Raw genomic sequence first — 16411 nt, 5'->3', positions numbered from 1 at the left:
AACCCTTTACATAATGAAAACTGCCCTTATAACTGGTGTAACCGGTCAGGATGGAGCATACCTGGCGGAGTTACTTCTGAGCAAAGGATACAAGGTGCACGGCATCAAGCGCCGTAGCTCCAGCTTCAATACAGACAGAATCGACCACCTCTACCAGGATCCGCACGAGAAGAACATCAACTTCAAGTTGCACTACGGTGACCTGACCGATTCCACGAACCTGATCCGCATCATACAGGAGACACAGCCGGACGAGATCTACAACCTGGCTGCCATGAGCCACGTGAAGGTAAGCTTTGATACGCCTGAGTACACGGCCAATGCCGATGGTTTGGGAACGCTACGCATCCTGGAGGCGATTCGCATCCTGGGCCTGACCAAGAAGACTAAAGTGTACCAGGCTTCCACCTCTGAGCTCTACGGCTTGGTGCAGGCCGTGCCGCAGTCAGAGACAACGCCGTTCTATCCGCGCTCGCCTTATGCCGTGGCCAAGCTTTACGGCTACTGGATTACAGTGAACTACCGCGAGGCCTACGGCATGTATGCCTGCAACGGTATCTTGTTCAACCATGAGTCGCCGCTGAGAGGCGAAACCTTCGTAACGAGAAAGATCACCCGCGCCGCTGCCCGTATCGGTATGGGCCTGCAGGATAAATTATACCTGGGTAATATGGACGCTAAGCGTGATTGGGGCCATGCCAAGGACTATGTGGAGGCCATGTGGCGCATCCTACAGCAGGAAGAGCCGGAGGATTATGTGATCGCAACGGGCGTGACGACGACAGTGCGTGATTTCGTGAAAATGTCATTTGCAGAGTTGGGCATAGAGATCGAGTTCCGGGGAGAAGGAGTGGAGGAGAAAGGCTACGTAGCCGCCTGCAACAACCCGGAATACCAGCTGGAGCTGGGCCGTGAGGTGGTGTGCGTGGATCCGAACTATTTCCGCCCAACCGAGGTGGAGCTCTTGATCGGCGACGCTACCAAAGCCAAGGAGAAGCTGCAGTGGGTGCCGAAGTATGACCTGCCTGCTCTGGTGAAAGATATGATGGAGTCGGATATTGAACTCTTCAAGCGCGACAGCTACTTGGTAGAAGGTGGACACAAGGTATACAACTACCACGAGCTTCAGTAGAAAGTATGCACAGCTGAAAAGGCTATAGTTATAAAGTATAAAAGGCCGGTTGAATTCTTTCAGCCGGCCTTTTATTTATTCCTGCCTCGAAAGTATGGGCAACAAAAAAGAGCCTGCGTTTCTACACAGGCTCTTTTAAGGGAGCGGTCTGGACGGGACTCGAACCCGCGACCTCCGCCGTGACAGGGCGGCATTCTAACCAACTGAACTACCAGACCAATACTTTTGTAAACAAAGAGCCTTTTGCTCCTTTACTAAAACCGCAGTTTAAATTCTGCGGTCTGGACGGGACTCGAACCCGCGACCTCCGCCGTGACAGGGCGGCATTCTAACCAACTGAACTACCAGACCAATAATTTTGATGCTTTGCAGCGCCTCTTGCGCTGCTTATGTTTACCGCAGTTTTACCTGCGGTCTGGACGGGACTCGAACCCGCGACCTCCGCCGTGACAGGGCGGCATTCTAACCAACTGAACTACCAGACCGTTTGTCTTTTCCTTAACTGTGAGTGTTAAAGTGTTGCAAAGGTATGTTTCCGGATTTAAATGTGCAAATCCAAAGCATCATTTTGGGGCTATATTTTAAGCGCTTTGGGCAAACCACTTCATTTACAGGTCAATTAATTTTATTGTCAAGTATAAATTGTCACTTGTGCTACGTGCATTGGCGGAAAATCTTAAATTTGTGACACTAAACACAAGCTACGAACTTATGCTTTTAGATTTCGAACAGCCCATTGCTGCCCTGGAGGGCAAACTGCAGGAGATGAAAAAACTGGCCGATGAGAGTCAGGTTGATGTATCGGAGGCGGTTAAGGCTCTGGAAGAGAAAATCAGGACACTTAAAAAAGAAACATACGCCAATCTAACCCGCTGGCAGCGCGTGCAGCTTTCGCGCCACCCCGACAGGCCCTACACGCTGGATTACATCCACGGCATCACTGATAAATTTGTAGAGCTGCACGGCGACCGTACCGTGAGTGATGACAAGGCCATGGTAGGCGGTTTTGGTGAGGTAGACGGACGCAGTGTGATGTTTATTGGCCAGCAGAAGGGCCGTAACACCAAGCAGCGTCAAATGCGTAATTTCGGCATGGCCAATCCGGAGGGCTACCGTAAAGCACTTCGGATGATGAAGATGGCTGAGAAGTTCAACAAGCCTATCGTTACGTTCATCGATACTCCGGGGGCGTTTCCGGGACTGGAGGCCGAGGAGCGCGGCCAAGGGGAGGCCATTGCCCGCAATCTGAAAGAGATGTTCATGCTGAAGGTGCCGGTTATCTGTGTTATCATCGGTGAGGGAGCTTCCGGCGGTGCTCTGGGTATTGCCATCGGCGACCGTGTGATGATGCTGGAGAACACCTGGTACTCCGTTATCTCCCCGGAATCCTGCTCCTCCATACTTTGGCGCAGCTGGAATTACAAAGAACAGGCGGCAGAGGCGCTTAAGCTAACCGCTACTGATATGCTGCAGAACAAGCTGATCGACGGCATCATCAAGGAACCGCTTGGTGGCGCTCATCTTAACCCGAACAAGATGATGGCGACCCTGAAGAAGGAAATTATCAGATTGTTGGACGAACTCGGAACCATGGACCCTGAAGAACGTATCATGGAACGCATTGAGAAGTTCTCTAATATGGGGGTTGTTCTGGAAGCATAACCTGACACCATAAAATCGTAGAAATGAATTAGGGGTGAGAGCAGCAGTTCTTAACCCTAATTCATTTTTATTTTGAGCCTATCTGCCAATTTAAAGTATAACCCATCACCCACACAGCAAAATGAAACTACACGTAATCGACACGGGATTTTTCAAATTAGACGGCGGTGCCATGTTTGGCGTGGTGCCCAAAACGCTTTGGCAACGTACTAACCCCGCCGACGAAAACAACCTCTGTACGTGGGCCATGCGCTGTATGCTGATAGAGGATGGGGATAGGTTGATTTTAATCGATAATGGGATAGGAGATAAGCAAGACGCCAGGTTCTTCAGCCATTATTACCTGCACGGTGATGATACGCTACAAGGCTCCCTGAAGGCGGCAGGATTTTCTCCTGAGGATGTCACCGATATGTTCCTCACCCACCTGCACTTTGACCATTGCGGGGGTGGAGTGAAGTATAAAAACAAGGATGGCGCTCTGGAACTGGTGTTCCCGAATGCCACCTACTGGTCCAATGCCGACCACTGGGAGTGGGCAACCAAACCGAACGCACGCGAGAAAGCTTCTTTCCTGAAAGAAAACATCCTTCCGATGCAGGAAAGCGGGCATCTGAAGTTCATCGATCCTAAAGCACCTTCACCCATTCCGCAGTTCGAGATCTTTTATGCAGACGGGCATACGGACAAAATGATGGTGCCGATCATGACTTATAAAGGCCGGAAGATAGCTTATATGGCTGACCTCCTGCCTTCTGTGGGGCATATACCGTTGCCTTACGTGATGGGATATGATACGCGCCCCCTGTTGACGCTGGATGAAAAAGCAAGCTTCCTGAACCGTGCCGCTGATGAAGACATGGTGCTGTTTTTAGAGCATGATGCCGTAAACCAGTGCTGTACGGTGCAGCACACAGAAAAAGGCGTCCGTCTGAAGGAAACATTTAGTCTTTCGGAACTGTAGCATGCGTGTTGGGCTGGCTTTATCTGGCGGCGGTGCCAGAGGCATTGCACATTTAGGGGTGCTCAAGGCACTGGACGAGCAGGGAGTAAAGGTAAGTATGATATCCGGTGTTAGCTCCGGGGCTATTGCCGGCGTGCTCTACGCTTATGGCTATTCACCTGAGGAGATACTCAAACTGATCAAGGAACTCAGCGTCTTTCATGTGATGCGGCCGGTATTCGGCAAACGGGGGCTGCTGCACCTGGAGGAGGTAGAGAAACTCTACCATAAATACCTTGGCCCTCACCTTACGTTTGAAGAGCTGAAAATACCGGTTGTGGTGAGCGCCACGGAGATGAACGAAGGCGTGACAGCCTACTTCTCTACCGGCGAAGTAATCAAGCCCTTGCTTGCTTCCTCAGCCGTGCCCATACTTTATCAACCCATTCTTTTCAATGGCAAAACATTGAATGATGGTGGTTTGCTCAACAATTTGCCTATTGAGCCGTTATACGGTAACTGTGACGTTAAAATTGCCGTTCATGTAAACCCTATCAATCACCAGGCTCAGGTAACATCGCTTACAGGTATGGTAGAGCGTACGGTTATGCTGGCCATTTACAATAACATAAAACTACGGTTAAACCAATGCGATCTGTTCCTGGAGCCCAAAGAACTTAAATCATATCGGCTTACTAGTTTTCGCAAGGCAGATGAGATTTTTGAGGTCGGTTACCACTACACGATGCAGATGGAACGGTATATTCGGAAACTGGTAAATAATTAATATTTAATTTGATAAAATAAATATGGTTTTATGTATATCTCTTAATGGTTTTATCGTAAAGGGGTGGAAGATGGAGTTGAATAGACCATGAAAAGATTTAGACTTATTGTATTGCTGTATTTGATTTCTGTTGCGGCGCAGGCACAGGAAAATAAGAGCTTCATGTGGAAAGCAAAAGTGAAGCATGGCTCTATTCTGATTGGCGGTAACCTGGATGCTGCCATTCAAAAAACGACACGGGAGCTGAACCAGCCGCTCGGCCCGGAAGAGGGCACTAACATCCTGGCAAACCTAAATTTTAAAGGGGGCTACTTCCTGATACACGACCTGGCCATCGGCTTAGATTTGGGTCTTAACCATGAGAGCTATATTGTATCGGTAGAGGGTGCTAAGCAAACTTTCAGAAGAACCTATCTGTTGGGCGGCCCATTTACCCGTTATTATCTGGATAATGGCTTTTTTGGAGAGTTGGCATTGAAGGGCGGCTTGCTGAATTTTTCAACGGGGGATAAGACTGACATTGCGCAGGGAACACTGGGTGTAGGGTATGCTATTTTCGTAAACGAGAAAATAGCTGTTGAGCCGATGCTGTCCTTTCGTTATACCAGGGAGTGGCAGGGTAATGACGCCAACGTCTCCTTTGGCCCCATGCTTGGCGTAGGTATACAAGCTTATCTATGGCGCAGAACGTCCCAAACTATTAAAGAGGGCTTGTAAAACCGCGCGAAAGTGCGTAACTATACGTCTCTTTATTTTCAAAGTAGGCAAGCTTAGGCTTTAGCCTACTTTTATACTTTATACCCTTTACTATACATGATCGGAAAGTTTATTTCTAAACTGTTTTTTAAAGCAACGGGTTGGAAACTAAAAGGAACGCTGGCTCCGCAGGACAGGCGATGCGTTATGGTGGCAGCCCCACACACCAGCAATTGGGATTTTGTTTATGCCCGCGCTGCATTTTTTATAATGGATGCGCCCATCAGGTACACCATCAAAAAAGAGTTTATGAAATTTCCCTTCGGACCGATCCTGAAGGCAATAGGAGCCTTGCCCATCGATCGCTCCCGTAATACCCGCATGGTAGATGCCATGATCCGTATTTTTGAAGAAACACCGGGCGATATGTGCGTGATGGTAACCCCGGAGGGTACCAGAAAGTATCAGCCGCGTTGGCGCCGCGGCTTCTACCATGTGGCCATGGGGGCTAATGTTCCCATCGTGCTGGGATACCTGGATTATGCCAAAAAAGAGGCCGGCATAGGGCCAACCATTATTCCATCGGGCGATGTGGAGGCCGACATTGAAAAGATCATGGCTTTTTACCGTACTAAAACCGGTAAGTATCCGGAGCAGGGCGTTAGGTAAATGGACTGTGCTATAAAATAGACCCTGTTAATCATCATAAAAGAAAGAGAGCCGCTATACTTACTGTAGCGGCTCTCTTTCTTTTATACTTGCTTATACTTGTCGCGAATGCTAGGCTATCTGGCGAAGGTCTACTGGGATTACCCTGGAGATGCCTGCCTCGATCATCGTAATGCCGTACATCACGTCAGTAGAGGACATGGTGCGCTTGTTGTGCGTCACCACGATAAACTGCGACTCGTTGGAGAACTTGCGGATGATGTTGTTGAACTTGTCGATATTGGCATCATCCAGCGGGGCGTCCACCTCATCGAATATACAGAACGGGGCCGGCTTCAGCAGATAGATCGCGAACAGCAGCGAGATGGCCGTAAGCGTTTTCTCACCACCCGACAGCTGGTTAATTGTGAGCGGACGCTTGCCTTTTGGCTGTGCCATGATCTCGATCTTGGCCTCCAATGGGTTCTTCGGATCCGAAATAACCAGGTCGCAATTGTCTTCCTCGGTAAACAGGCTACGGAAAACGTGCTTAAAGTTATCCTTGATCTGGTTAAAAGAGTCCATGAACTTCTCCTTTGCCACCGTGTCGATCTCGTTGATGGTGTCAATGAGTGCATTCTTGGCGTTTACTAGGTCGTTGCGCTGCTCAGTAATGAATTTCTCGCGCTCCTCAATCTCTGCATAAGCCTCGGCAGCCATGGCATTCACCGGTCCCATCTTATCCAGCTGTGATCGCACAGAAGCGATATGCTCACTCAGTTCCTCATTAGAGAGCGGGATCAGCAGTTCCTCTTCAGGCACTGGGCTGGCGAAGTCTTCGTCAGAAATATTAAACTCCGCAGCCAGACGCTCCCTAATGGCCACCAGCTTTAACTGTGTATCGTTTTTGGCTTGCTGCATGCGCATGAGGAGTTCGTCCGAGTTCTGGCGCTTGCGCTGCATCTCGCGAATACTCTTCTCTTTCTCGTCCAGGTCGCCGCGCAGGGAGAAGTACTCCTTCTCAATCTCCTCCAGCTCCTGGCCATACTCCCGGCGTGCTTCGTTCATACTTTCCACCACCTGCTGGTTTTCCTGTATAAACTCCTCTGCTTCCGCTATTTCCTGCTCTGATTTTACCAGTTCCTGTTTCAACCCTTCAATACGTTCCTGGTTGGTCTCCACAGACTTTTGCTTGTAGCTGATCTCCTGCTGCAAACTGGCGAAGCGGTTTTTGAGTTGGTGGTACTGAATGTTCTCCTGGTTATACCTGCCCGAGATAACAGCGATCTGCTCTTGCTGGCGCTCCAGGTTGGAAGTATGCACAGCGATTTCCCCCTCCAGGCGCTGCAGCTCTTTTTGGTCTGCCTCAGCCTGCGGCGATACTTCCATACTTTGTTCGCGCAGTTCCAGCAGGCGCTCGTGCAGCTCGTCGCGTTTCTGGTCGAAATTGCGGATGTTCTGCTGGTGCTGCTCATGCTTGATGCGCACAGTGAGCAGGTCTTGCTGCAGTTTGCTTACCTCTTTCTCCAGGGCTTTGATTTTCTCCTTCTCGGACTCGTTTCTGAGGTTCTGCAGGATCTGGTTCTGCGTGTTGATGCGGCCTTGCATGACCTCTACCTGCTCCTGCAGCTCCGCTACTTCCTCGGCCAGCTTCTCGAGGTTCTGCTTGCGGCCAAGCCTGTTGCCATCAAATACGCCTACAGAGCCACCGGTCAGGCTTAAGGGCTTGCGTATCGCGCTGCCATCTTTCAGAATGATAGTTTTATACTCATGTCCGTACAGCTCTTCCTCAGCGTCATCGGTGATGTAAACGTTGCGAAGCATGTACTTTAGCAGATTGCTGTACTTCTTGTCTGCCGATACCATCTCGTAGGCAGCCTCCAGGTTCCCTTCGCTGAAGGTAGCCGTTGGCTCCAGATCCTCTATCTCTGAGAGTACTATAAAGTTTGCCCGGCCTTTGTTCTCCTTTTTCAGAAGGGCGATGGCATCAACGGCATCCTGGAGTTCATCCACTACAAAGTAGTTCATGTACTGCTCCAGGTAACTCTCTATAAGCGGCTTGTAATCAGCTTTACAAACGAGGATATCCGATAGGAGAGGGGCTGGCTTGTTCCAGCTATCGGACTTGCTCAAAAACTTAATTGCCTCCGGGAAGCCCTCCATGTTCTCCACCAGGGATTTGGTGAGATTGTACTGGTTCTGCTTAGCGTCCAGCGTTCGGTTTAGCGCTACCAGCTGCAACTTAAGCTCCTCAATGTTAGCTTCGGTGGCTTCTATACTTTGCTGCAGTGTCTCCTCCTTGGCCTGCAGACGCACGAGCTCAGAGGTGCTTTCCTCCAGTACTTGCTGTGCCTCCTGCAGTTGCTCCTGCAGCACACGACCGTCTTCGTCGGCGGTAAGCTGCTGCTGTTGCAGGCGCTCCAGCTCTTGGTTTATGTTCTGTATCTGCACCTGGCTTATCTCCAGGGACTTGCTCAGCTGGTATACTTCGTTCTGCTTTGTCTTCTGCTGTTGCACCAGTTCCTGGTAAGCCTCCTGCAGCGTGGCCTTTTGCTCGTTAGCCTCCTGCAGTTGTTCCTTCATGGCAGAGACCTGTTCCTCAGCCTCGGCAAAGTTATCCTGCACTGCCATCAGCTCATCGCGCAGTTCCAGTATGCTTTCCTGTGTATGCTCTACATTGGCTGTGTCCTGACTGATCTGCTGGCGCAGTTGCTGCATGCGCTCTTTCAGGTAGGTGCCGCGCTCAGATTTTAATTTGATATCGTTCTCGAGCTGGCGCAGCTTGGCTGTTTGCACCTGCATGGTGCGCTGCATCTCTGCCAGCCTCTCCTGTGTTTCGTTCAGCTCTTCCTTTTGCCCGGCGATGGCTTCCTCGGCTTCCGATACAACGGCAATATAGTTTTCTTTCAGCGATCCCTCCTGCTGCACATCCTGCTCTAGGCGCTCCAGCGTTTGCTGGTACTGGGATATGTTGCGGCGGGCGAACTCCAGGCTGTGCTTCTTGTAATCGTCTTTCAGGTTGAAGTACTTCACGGCCTGCTTTGCCTGGCGCTCCAGGGTCTTCATGTTCTTGCCGATCTCGTGCAACAAGTCCTCCACGCGCTCCAGGTCGGCGTCCGTTTCCTCCAGTTTCTTCAGCGTCTGCTTTTTACGCACCCGAAATTTGGAGATACCGGCCGCTTCCTCGAACAGCAGGCGGCGCGAGTTTTCCTTGTCGTTCAGGATCTCGTCCACCATCTTCAGTTCGATGATGGCGTAGCTGTCAGAACCGATACCGGTGTCCAGGAAGAGTTCGTTGATATCTTTGAGGCGGCAGGTCACGCCGTTCAACATGTACTCGCTTTCGCCGGTGCGGTAGTACTTGCGCGTAACCGTTACCTGCGAGTACTCTGTGGGCAGGATGCCTTTGTTATTATCGAAGGTGATGGACACCTCGGCCATCTGCACCGGCTTGCGGGTTTTGGAGCCATTGAAGATCACGTTCTCCATCTTGTCGGAGCGGAGGTTACGCGTTTTCTGCTCTCCCAGTACCCAGCGTATGGCATCCACAATGTTGGACTTGCCGCAGCCGTTTGGCCCCACAATGCCTGTAATCCCGTCATCGAAGTTAATGACAACGCGGTCGCCGAAACTCTTAAACCCTTTAATCTCTAATTTTGAAACTTGCATTCGCGTGTTGCGGAAAATCTTATAACTAAACTCAAAAATAAGACGATTTTTCTATCCTTCATCTCTTGCGAAGGTATAATTAATGATTACTAGCGCTTAAAATACTTAATAAATTCCCTATATTTGATTAAGACACTGAAACGATGGATGATTTTAAAATTATAATATACATACTTGCTGCTGTGGCTTACTTTGTGCTAACGCAGTGGCGCAAGGCTTTTAAGGGAGGCGCGGAAGTGGAGGAGGAGGAAGAACTGGAGCCGCGAAGGCAGCGCCCACGCCATCAGCCACCAAAGCCGATCACCTCGTTTGAGGATATTTTGCGGGAGCTACAGCCTAAGATGGAGCAGGCACGGCAGCAGGGGCAAGAGGTAGTGCAGCAGGCAAAAGAGCGTACGCGCGAACTTGCGCAGCCAGCCATGGCTCCCGTTGCGGAGGCTACCCGGAAGTATAGAAATTATGATGAGATCGCTCCGAAGGTTTTGTCCTGGGAAAAAAAGGCTGAGGCTATAGAGGCGGCTAAGCAGTCGAGCCTGCGCAGGCAGGCTGGCTTTACGGCCTACGAGCAGCCACGCAAACCAGCAACCAGCCGCTACGCCGAAATGCTTCGAAACCCCGCCACCGCCCGCGATGCTGTTATACTTTCAGAGATCTTTAACAGGAAGTATAGCTAAGGCTGAAGGAAATAAGGTATACCTCCTGCAGCTATCTGATGCAGGAAGCGAATTCGGAAGCGGAAAAGAGGAGTGCTATACTTGCTGAAACTCTCTCCTTTTAAAAATCGCTACTCCTGCGTTAGCGCGAAAGTAAGGATGTTGGCGCCCATGCGCAGTGCTTGCTGGCGGATAGGCTCCGGGTCGTTATAGATCTCCTGATCTTCCCAGCCATTTCCCAGATCGGTTTCATACGTGTAAAAACACACCAGCCGCCCTTCGTGGATTATCCCAAATCCTTGCGGAGGCTTGTTGTCGTGCTCGTGTATCTTGGGTAACCCGCCGGGGAAAGCATACTTCTGTTTGTAGATAGGGTGGTCAAAAGGCAACTCCACAAATTCATACTCCGGGAACACCTTTTTCATTTCCTTTCTGATAAACTGGTCAAGTCCGTAGTTGTCGTCGATGTGCAGGAAGCCGCCGCTAAGCAGGTAAGTGCGCAGGTTCTGCGCTTCAGCCGCTGAAAAAGCCACGTTTCCATGGCCTGTCATGTGCACGAACGGGTAAGAGAACAGCTCCGGGCTGCCAACCTCCACCACCTCCTCATCAGGGGCCATATTCATGTTCAGGTTTTGGTTGCAAAAGCGGATCAGGTTAGGCAGGGATGTTTTGTTGGCGTACCAATCACCGCCGCCGTTATACTTGAGCTTGGCTATCTTAAAGCTTTGCGCCTGCGCTATACCTACGGTAAGGCTGGCCAGCACTAGGAGGAATATAAGCAGCAATCGGTTCATGGGCAATGATTTACTTTTATAACGGTGCGAAGATGTCGTGGAGTACATTTAACGTATGGCAGGCCACCAAAGCGGCCGTCTCGGTGCGCAGCCGGCTTTGCCCAAGTGTCACCGGTCTTACGCCGGCCTGGTAGGCTGCTGCTATCTCGCCTGTCGAGAAATCGCCTTCCGGGCCGATCAGGATGCAGTGCGGTTCCCCGTGCTTGTAGTAATCCTTTATACTTTTGGTGGCATCATCCTCTAAATGAGCTATGAAGGTGTTTTCAGGTATGGCTTTCTGGATGAAGCGGTGAAATGGAGTCATGTCGTTGAGCAGGGGCAGGTAGCCTTTCTTAGACTGTTTCATGGCGCTGACCGCGATTTTCTCCAGCCGGTCCAGGCGCAGGTTGCGGCGCTCCGAGTGCTCGCACAACAAGAAGGTAATTTCGCTCACGCCGATCTCCACGGCCTTCTCCACAAACCACTCCATACGGTCCAGGTTCTTGGTCGGGGCCACTGCAATGTGCGACACATAGGGCAGCTTACCATACTCTACCTGTTTTTCTATAATCTGCAACTGGCAGCGTTTCTGGTGCGCCTCCTGAATAATGGCCGTATACATACCGCCCACACCATCTATCAGGTATACTGTGTCGCCGTGGCTTAGGCGCAGCACGCGCGTACAATGCTTCGACTCCTCCTCGTTTAAAGTATAAATATCGTGGGTAATATCCGGGGTATAGAATAGGTGCACTTTGGGAAATCTGATTTAAGGGTGTACTGATAAGCTAGCGCTCTGATTTAAGTATACGAAAGTATAAAATTTACGCTGAACCAACACATGGAATTAAAAAAGCCCCTCGGCCTTAAACAGAGGGGCTTTTCCTTAATTGACTATTCTTATTTAGCCGATGGTAACCTCCACCTGCGGAGCGCCTGCCAGGATCTTGTCGTTGGCATAGTCGGCAAACTTCTGAAAGTTCTTCACAAACTTAGAGGCTAGGTCTGTGGCCTTAGCATCGTAAGCTTCCTGATTAGCCCAGGTATTGCGAGGGTTCAGTACCTCCGCCGGCACGTTAGGGCAGGTAGTAGGCATCTCTACGCCAAAAATTGGGTGTTTGGTGTATGGCACGTTATTCAACTCGCCGTCCAGCGCTGCTGTGATCATGGCACGTGTGTAAGGCAGCTTCATTCGGTGTCCTACGCCGTAAGGCCCGCCGGTCCAGCCAGTGTTCACCAGCCAAACGTTTACGTTATTTTCCTCCATTTTCTTACCCAGCATCTCTGCATACTTGGTGGGGTGCAGGGGCAGGAAGGCAGCACCAAAGCAAGCAGAGAAGGTTGTCTGCGGCTCTGTTACGCCCACTTCGGTACCTGCTACCTTGGCTGTATAACCGGAAATGAAGTGGTACATCGCCTGGCTAGCATTCAATCGGGAGATCGGAGGCAGGACGCCAAAAGCATCCGCTGTCAGGAAGAAGATGTTTTTAGGAATGTCCGCTCTGGAGGGTTCTACCGCATTATCAATATAGTTAATAGGGTAGGCGGTACGCGTATTCTCAGTGACCGAGCTGTTGGTATAATCCACGGTTCGGGAGCCAGGGAAGAAGCGGGTATTCTCCACAATGGAGCCGAATTTAATCGCATCCCAGATCTGCGGTTCTTTTTCACGCGTCAGGTCGATAACCTTGGCGTAGCAGCCGCCCTCAAAGTTAAATACGCTGTCTTCTGTCCAGCCGTGCTCGTCATCTCCGATCAGGCCTCTGTTCGGATCAGCTGAGAGCGTGGTTTTACCAGTGCCCGACAAGCCAAAGAAAATGGCTGTGTCGCTCTCTTTGCCTACGTTAGCAGAGCAGTGCATGGAAAGGATGTTTTTCTCATGCGGCAGGATGTAGTTCAGAACGCCAAAGATGCCTTTTTTCATCTCGCCGGCATAGCCAGTACCACCAATCAGGATCATGTTTTTGGTGAAGTTGATGATGGCGAAGTTGTTCTGGCGGGTTCCGTCTACGGCCGGGTCGGCCTCAAATTCCGGAGCACAGATAATGGTAAAGGCAGGGGTGTGGTCTTTAAGCTCTTCTTTCGTTAATCGTAGGAACATGTTATTGCAGAACAGGTTCTGCCATGCCTGGGTGTTTACGATACGCAGGTTCAGACGGTAATCGGGGTGGGCACCAGCGTATGCGTCGCGCACGTACAGCTTCTTGTCCTTCAGGAAGTCAACCATTTTAGCGTGCAGCTGATCAAACTTGTCAGCATCAAAGGGGATGTTAATATCTCCCCACCACACGGATTCCGCTGTTTTGGCATCCTTTACAATAAAGCGGTCTTTGGGCGAGCGGCCGGTGAATTTGCCGGTATCGCACATCAGGGCTCCATTGTCAGTCAGCATGCCTTCACCGTTTTGAATAGCTTCCTCTACCAACTCAGCAGGAGTAAGGTTCCAGAGCACCTCCTTTGCCTCCTTTATGCCAATACTCTCGAGACCTACTGCGTTAGATTTATCTCCAGATTCTTTCATTGAAATTTTTGGGTTTTGATTAAATGATAGGTTCGTTGCAACTATGGTACAAAAATAGCAAAAAATGTATATTCTAACAGGTGCTAGTATTTTTTTAAGTGTTTACTCACATTTCTTTTGTTAATACGCCTGCTTTCATACTTTTAGCAGCAAAAAAATGCTTAAGTTTCTGATCCTGATGCACAATGAGAATTTTAAAAGCAACTGATAATCAGCCTGAATGCATCTTGAGGCAAACAAATAAGCTTCTTCAGCAGTGAAGAGGTGTAGTACCGCTTACTACGCGTGAGTTTGCTGCGAGTTTAACCGAGAGCAAGAAAATAAAAGCCTTGTTATTATATAGTATTACTTATATTTAGCAGCTTTAGCAAGGGCGTTTCGTATAGTATACTGCGATTTTGTTGTGCTTGTTTGAGCTTTTCCCCTGATTATGAGCCCCAAGGAATGATGAAGTTCTCAGAGTCCCCGCTTACGTTGCAGATTGAAAGCCCAGGCAGGGCCTTCTACTCACTTTTTCTATAACACAGGAGGGACGTTAAATTTGTATAACTCATAATTGAGTCGTATTTTTAGTCTTATAATGCCCTAAACCGTTAAAAAAGTAACAACCAATTTATGTCAAATTCTCAGAATATCTCTGGAGGGAGAGCGCCGAGTTTTATGGATAAACAAGGCACGCTGTTCGGTCATCCTAAAGGCCTGATGGTACTGTTTTTTACCGAAATGTGGGAACGTTTCAGCTACTATGGCATGCGTGGCATTTTGGTGCTGTTCCTCGTATCCAACACAAAAGGGGGGTATGGCTGGACCGACGAGCAGGCGTTGGAGCTTTACGGTACCTACACCATGTTCGTTTACCTCATGTCGATTCCGGGGGGGATTCTGGCGGATAAATTCCTGGGGCAGAAAAAGGCCGTTATCATAGGCGGTTTTACGCTGGTTGCGGGCCACTTATTGATGGCCTATCCGCCGGAGTGGGCATTCTACACGGCACTGGTGCTCATCGTGTTGGGCACAGGCCTGCTGAAGCCTAACATCTCTACCATGGTGGGTGGCCTCTACAGAGAGGGCGATAGCCGCCGTGACTCCGGTTTCACGATTTTCTACATGGGTATTAACCTTGGCGCTTTGCTTGCCTCTCTGATCGTTGGTTACGTTGGAGAGGTTTACGGCTGGCACTACGGCTTTAGCCTTGCCGGCTTTGGTATGGTGCTGGGCCAGATCGTATTTATCTGGGGCCGCAAGTACCTGACGGGAGTAGGCAACCTGGAGAAGAATACAAAAGACGAGGACAGGATCTTTACAAAGGATCAGCACGGAACTCCTGCTGCCGCTACGGGCTTCATGGGCTTCACAAGACAAGAGTGGGACAGAATCATTGTTATCCTGATCTCTTTTATTATTGTACTGGTGTTCTGGGCCTCGTTTGAACAGGCCGGCGGTTTGATGAACCTGTTTGCCAAGCAGTATACCGATCGGGTTATTTTTGGGTGGGAGATTCCTACTGCCTGGCTTCAAGGGCTTAACTCCTTCTTCATCCTGACATTAGGTGGCATTGTAGCTGCTGTTTGGCTGATTTTAGCGAAACGTGGCATAAACCTGCCTTCCATCTTTAAAATGGGCCTTGGTACCTCTATCCTGGGTATCGGCTTTATTTTCATGGTGTTTGCCTCGCTGCAGCGTTCATCCTCTCCTGACGGGCTTTCTTCGTTACACTGGCTAGTGTTTGCCTACATGTTCCATACCATCGGTGAGCTGGCACTTTCTCCGGTATCGCTCTCCTTCATCACCAAGGTAGCGCCTAAGCGTATCGTGGCCTCCATGATGGGCTTATACTTTGCCGTAACAGGCCTGGCGAATAAACTGGCCTCCCTTATCGGTATCTGGGCTGTGCGTTTAGGTGAGCTGGAGGTTTTCATGTACATCGCCGGTTTCACCATTTTCCTGGGTATCGTGTTGATGGTGCTGACCAAGCGCATTAACAAACTCTCGCATGGCATGGAAGACAAGAAAATGGATGAGCAGCAGGCCCAGACCGGCCAGCTGCTGGAGGCTGAAGTAAGCTAGTTCACTCCTGACAAAGTATGCTATAAAAAAGCCCCTGGCGACTTATCGTCAGGGGCTTTTTTATGATTTATTTTATACTTATGCCGGCAAGAGAGAACCTTTAGCTACTCTACATGTGTTCTTTCCGGGATTAGTTATTTTAGCCAATTTATACTTTTAGCCAATGTTTCTTCATGTTCGGGCTCGGCAGCTCCTGTTGCTGTTGCCGTTGCTGCTGGGCTTCACTTCTGTAGCCTGCAATACCGTAACCGAGGTTGCCCCCAAAGTAGAGGAGGTGCCTGCCACGGTTTACACCATCAAAAAAGGATCCCATTACTCAGACAGGAACAACGTCCGGAAGCTAACGTCCAACCGCATCAGCTTTGAGGTAAGCTTCGATAGCACGGCCATTTATACTTCCGCAAAGTCTAACAACCAGGCAGACATCAACAAGCTCTATGGGTTATCAGACTGCAACACAAGCCACCACACCAACAGCGCACGTTTCGGCTGGCGCTGGTACAACAACCGCCTGGAGGTACTGGCCTATACGTATCGCAACAAGAAGTGGGATTACAAGCTGCTGGGCCCGGTTCCTCTGGGCCAGATAATAGCGCTTGAGTTGCGCATGGAAGATGGCTCCTATGTATTTGAAATGCTGGGAAAAGAAGTTAGCATGCCACGTGCCTGTAACGGGGCGGCAGAGGGCTATCAGCTCTACCCATACTTTGGTGGCGACGAAACCGCCCCTCACGACATCACGATCCGTATCAAAGACCTAAAATAAAGTATAAACTGAGGGTTTTTATACTTCAGTAGCGCTTACAGAAAGTAAAAAGCCCTGAGCTAATCTGGCTCAGGGCTTTCTATACTTTAGGTGC

Annotated in this window: 13 protein-coding genes and 3 tRNA genes; 9 read left to right on the top strand and 7 right to left on the bottom strand. The window is 49.9% G+C overall.

The features are described 5' to 3' along the window. Positions 1-13 precede the first annotated feature (13 nt). Complete coding sequence (gene gmd, locus OH144_RS07580; RefSeq protein WP_266205694.1) at positions 14-1132, top strand: GDP-mannose 4,6-dehydratase; 1119 nt, start codon at positions 14-16, stop codon at positions 1130-1132. Positions 1133-1276: 144 nt separating this feature from the next. Here gmd and OH144_RS07575 read toward each other — a convergent pair. From OH144_RS07575 to OH144_RS07565, 3 genes are all read right to left on the bottom strand, one after another. After that, positions 1277-1350, bottom strand: a tRNA-Asp gene (locus OH144_RS07575). 59 nt (positions 1351-1409) lie between these two features. Then, positions 1410-1483, bottom strand: a tRNA-Asp gene (locus OH144_RS07570). A gap of 60 nt (positions 1484-1543) precedes the next feature. Continuing rightward, a tRNA-Asp gene (locus OH144_RS07565) sits at positions 1544-1617 on the bottom strand. A 226-nt stretch (positions 1618-1843) separates the two neighbouring features. Here OH144_RS07565 and OH144_RS07560 point away from each other — a divergent pair. The 5 genes from OH144_RS07560 to OH144_RS07540 all read left to right on the top strand — a co-directional run bounded on the left by OH144_RS07560 (position 1844) and on the right by OH144_RS07540 (position 5889). Further along, positions 1844-2794, top strand: a complete 951-nt coding sequence (locus OH144_RS07560) for an acetyl-CoA carboxylase carboxyltransferase subunit alpha (protein WP_266205693.1) — start codon at positions 1844-1846, stop codon at positions 2792-2794. A 121-nt stretch (positions 2795-2915) separates the two neighbouring features. Next, positions 2916-3758, top strand: coding sequence for an MBL fold metallo-hydrolase (locus OH144_RS07555; protein WP_266205692.1), 843 nt, complete (start codon positions 2916-2918; stop codon positions 3756-3758). Position 3759: 1 nt separating this feature from the next. Beyond that, positions 3760-4524, top strand: coding sequence for a patatin-like phospholipase family protein (locus OH144_RS07550; protein WP_266205691.1), 765 nt, complete (start codon positions 3760-3762; stop codon positions 4522-4524). 87 nt (positions 4525-4611) lie between these two features. Beyond that, a complete protein-coding gene (locus OH144_RS07545; RefSeq protein WP_266205690.1) occupies positions 4612-5241 on the top strand; it encodes a hypothetical protein in 630 nt (209 codons plus the stop codon). 96 nt (positions 5242-5337) lie between these two features. Beyond that, positions 5338-5889: a 1-acyl-sn-glycerol-3-phosphate acyltransferase gene (locus OH144_RS07540; protein ID WP_266205689.1), complete on the top strand. Its 552-nt coding sequence runs from the start codon at positions 5338-5340 to the stop codon at positions 5887-5889. 111 nt (positions 5890-6000) lie between these two features. Here OH144_RS07540 and smc read toward each other — a convergent pair whose 3' ends face one another. Next, positions 6001-9537 carry a chromosome segregation protein SMC gene (gene smc / locus OH144_RS07535; RefSeq protein ID WP_266205688.1) on the bottom strand — a complete coding sequence of 1179 codons (3537 nt, stop codon included), beginning with the start codon at positions 9535-9537 and terminating at the stop codon, positions 6001-6003. A 143-nt stretch (positions 9538-9680) separates the two neighbouring features. Between smc and OH144_RS07530 the strand changes: the two genes are divergently transcribed. Continuing rightward, a complete protein-coding gene (locus OH144_RS07530) occupies positions 9681-10211 on the top strand; it encodes a hypothetical protein (RefSeq protein ID WP_266205687.1) in 531 nt (176 codons plus the stop codon). A gap of 110 nt (positions 10212-10321) precedes the next feature. Here the strand turns inward: OH144_RS07530 and OH144_RS07525 are convergent, their stop codons facing one another. The 3 genes from OH144_RS07525 to pckA all read right to left on the bottom strand — a co-directional run bounded on the left by OH144_RS07525 (position 10322) and on the right by pckA (position 13484). Then, complete coding sequence (locus OH144_RS07525) at positions 10322-10984, bottom strand: DUF4159 domain-containing protein (protein WP_266205686.1); 663 nt, start codon at positions 10982-10984, stop codon at positions 10322-10324. Positions 10985-11000: 16 nt separating this feature from the next. Continuing rightward, the gene (locus OH144_RS07520) at positions 11001-11717 is read right to left on the bottom strand and encodes a 16S rRNA (uracil(1498)-N(3))-methyltransferase (protein ID WP_266205685.1); all 717 of its coding nucleotides are present in this window, start codon (positions 11715-11717) and stop codon (positions 11001-11003) included. A gap of 150 nt (positions 11718-11867) precedes the next feature. Beyond that, positions 11868-13484, bottom strand: coding sequence for a phosphoenolpyruvate carboxykinase (ATP) (gene pckA, locus OH144_RS07515; RefSeq protein WP_266205684.1), 1617 nt, complete (start codon positions 13482-13484; stop codon positions 11868-11870). Positions 13485-14144: 660 nt separating this feature from the next. Between pckA and OH144_RS07510 the strand changes: the two genes are divergently transcribed. Together OH144_RS07510 and OH144_RS07505 are read left to right on the top strand one after the other, a co-directional pair. Continuing rightward, positions 14145-15551: a peptide MFS transporter gene (locus OH144_RS07510; protein WP_266205683.1), complete on the top strand. Its 1407-nt coding sequence runs from the start codon at positions 14145-14147 to the stop codon at positions 15549-15551. Positions 15552-15714: 163 nt separating this feature from the next. Continuing rightward, a complete protein-coding gene (locus OH144_RS07505; RefSeq protein ID WP_266205682.1) occupies positions 15715-16317 on the top strand; it encodes a hypothetical protein in 603 nt (200 codons plus the stop codon). Positions 16318-16411 lie beyond the last annotated feature (94 nt).

Source organism: Pontibacter kalidii (assembly GCF_026278245.1).
Lineage (GTDB): Bacteria > Bacteroidota > Bacteroidia > Cytophagales > Hymenobacteraceae > Pontibacter > Pontibacter kalidii.
This window is presented reverse-complemented; position numbering and strand designations above follow the sequence as displayed.

Coding starts and splice junctions, on each gene's coding strand:
- gmd (WP_266205694.1), top strand. CDS start 14: ATGAAAACTGCCCTTATAACTGGTGTAACCGGTCAGGATGGAGCATAC.
- OH144_RS07560 (WP_266205693.1), top strand. CDS start 1,844: ATGCTTTTAGATTTCGAACAGCCCATTGCTGCCCTGGAGGGCAAACTG.
- OH144_RS07555 (WP_266205692.1), top strand. CDS start 2,916: ATGAAACTACACGTAATCGACACGGGATTTTTCAAATTAGACGGCGGT.
- OH144_RS07550 (WP_266205691.1), top strand. CDS start 3,760: ATGCGTGTTGGGCTGGCTTTATCTGGCGGCGGTGCCAGAGGCATTGCA.
- OH144_RS07545 (WP_266205690.1), top strand. CDS start 4,612: ATGAAAAGATTTAGACTTATTGTATTGCTGTATTTGATTTCTGTTGCG.
- OH144_RS07540 (WP_266205689.1), top strand. CDS start 5,338: ATGATCGGAAAGTTTATTTCTAAACTGTTTTTTAAAGCAACGGGTTGG.
- smc (WP_266205688.1), bottom strand. CDS start 9,537: ATGCAAGTTTCAAAATTAGAGATTAAAGGGTTTAAGAGTTTCGGCGAC.
- OH144_RS07530 (WP_266205687.1), top strand. CDS start 9,681: ATGGATGATTTTAAAATTATAATATACATACTTGCTGCTGTGGCTTAC.
- OH144_RS07525 (WP_266205686.1), bottom strand. CDS start 10,984: ATGAACCGATTGCTGCTTATATTCCTCCTAGTGCTGGCCAGCCTTACC.
- pckA (WP_266205684.1), bottom strand. CDS start 13,484: ATGAAAGAATCTGGAGATAAATCTAACGCAGTAGGTCTCGAGAGTATT.
- OH144_RS07510 (WP_266205683.1), top strand. CDS start 14,145: ATGGATAAACAAGGCACGCTGTTCGGTCATCCTAAAGGCCTGATGGTA.
- OH144_RS07505 (WP_266205682.1), top strand. CDS start 15,715: ATGTTTCTTCATGTTCGGGCTCGGCAGCTCCTGTTGCTGTTGCCGTTG.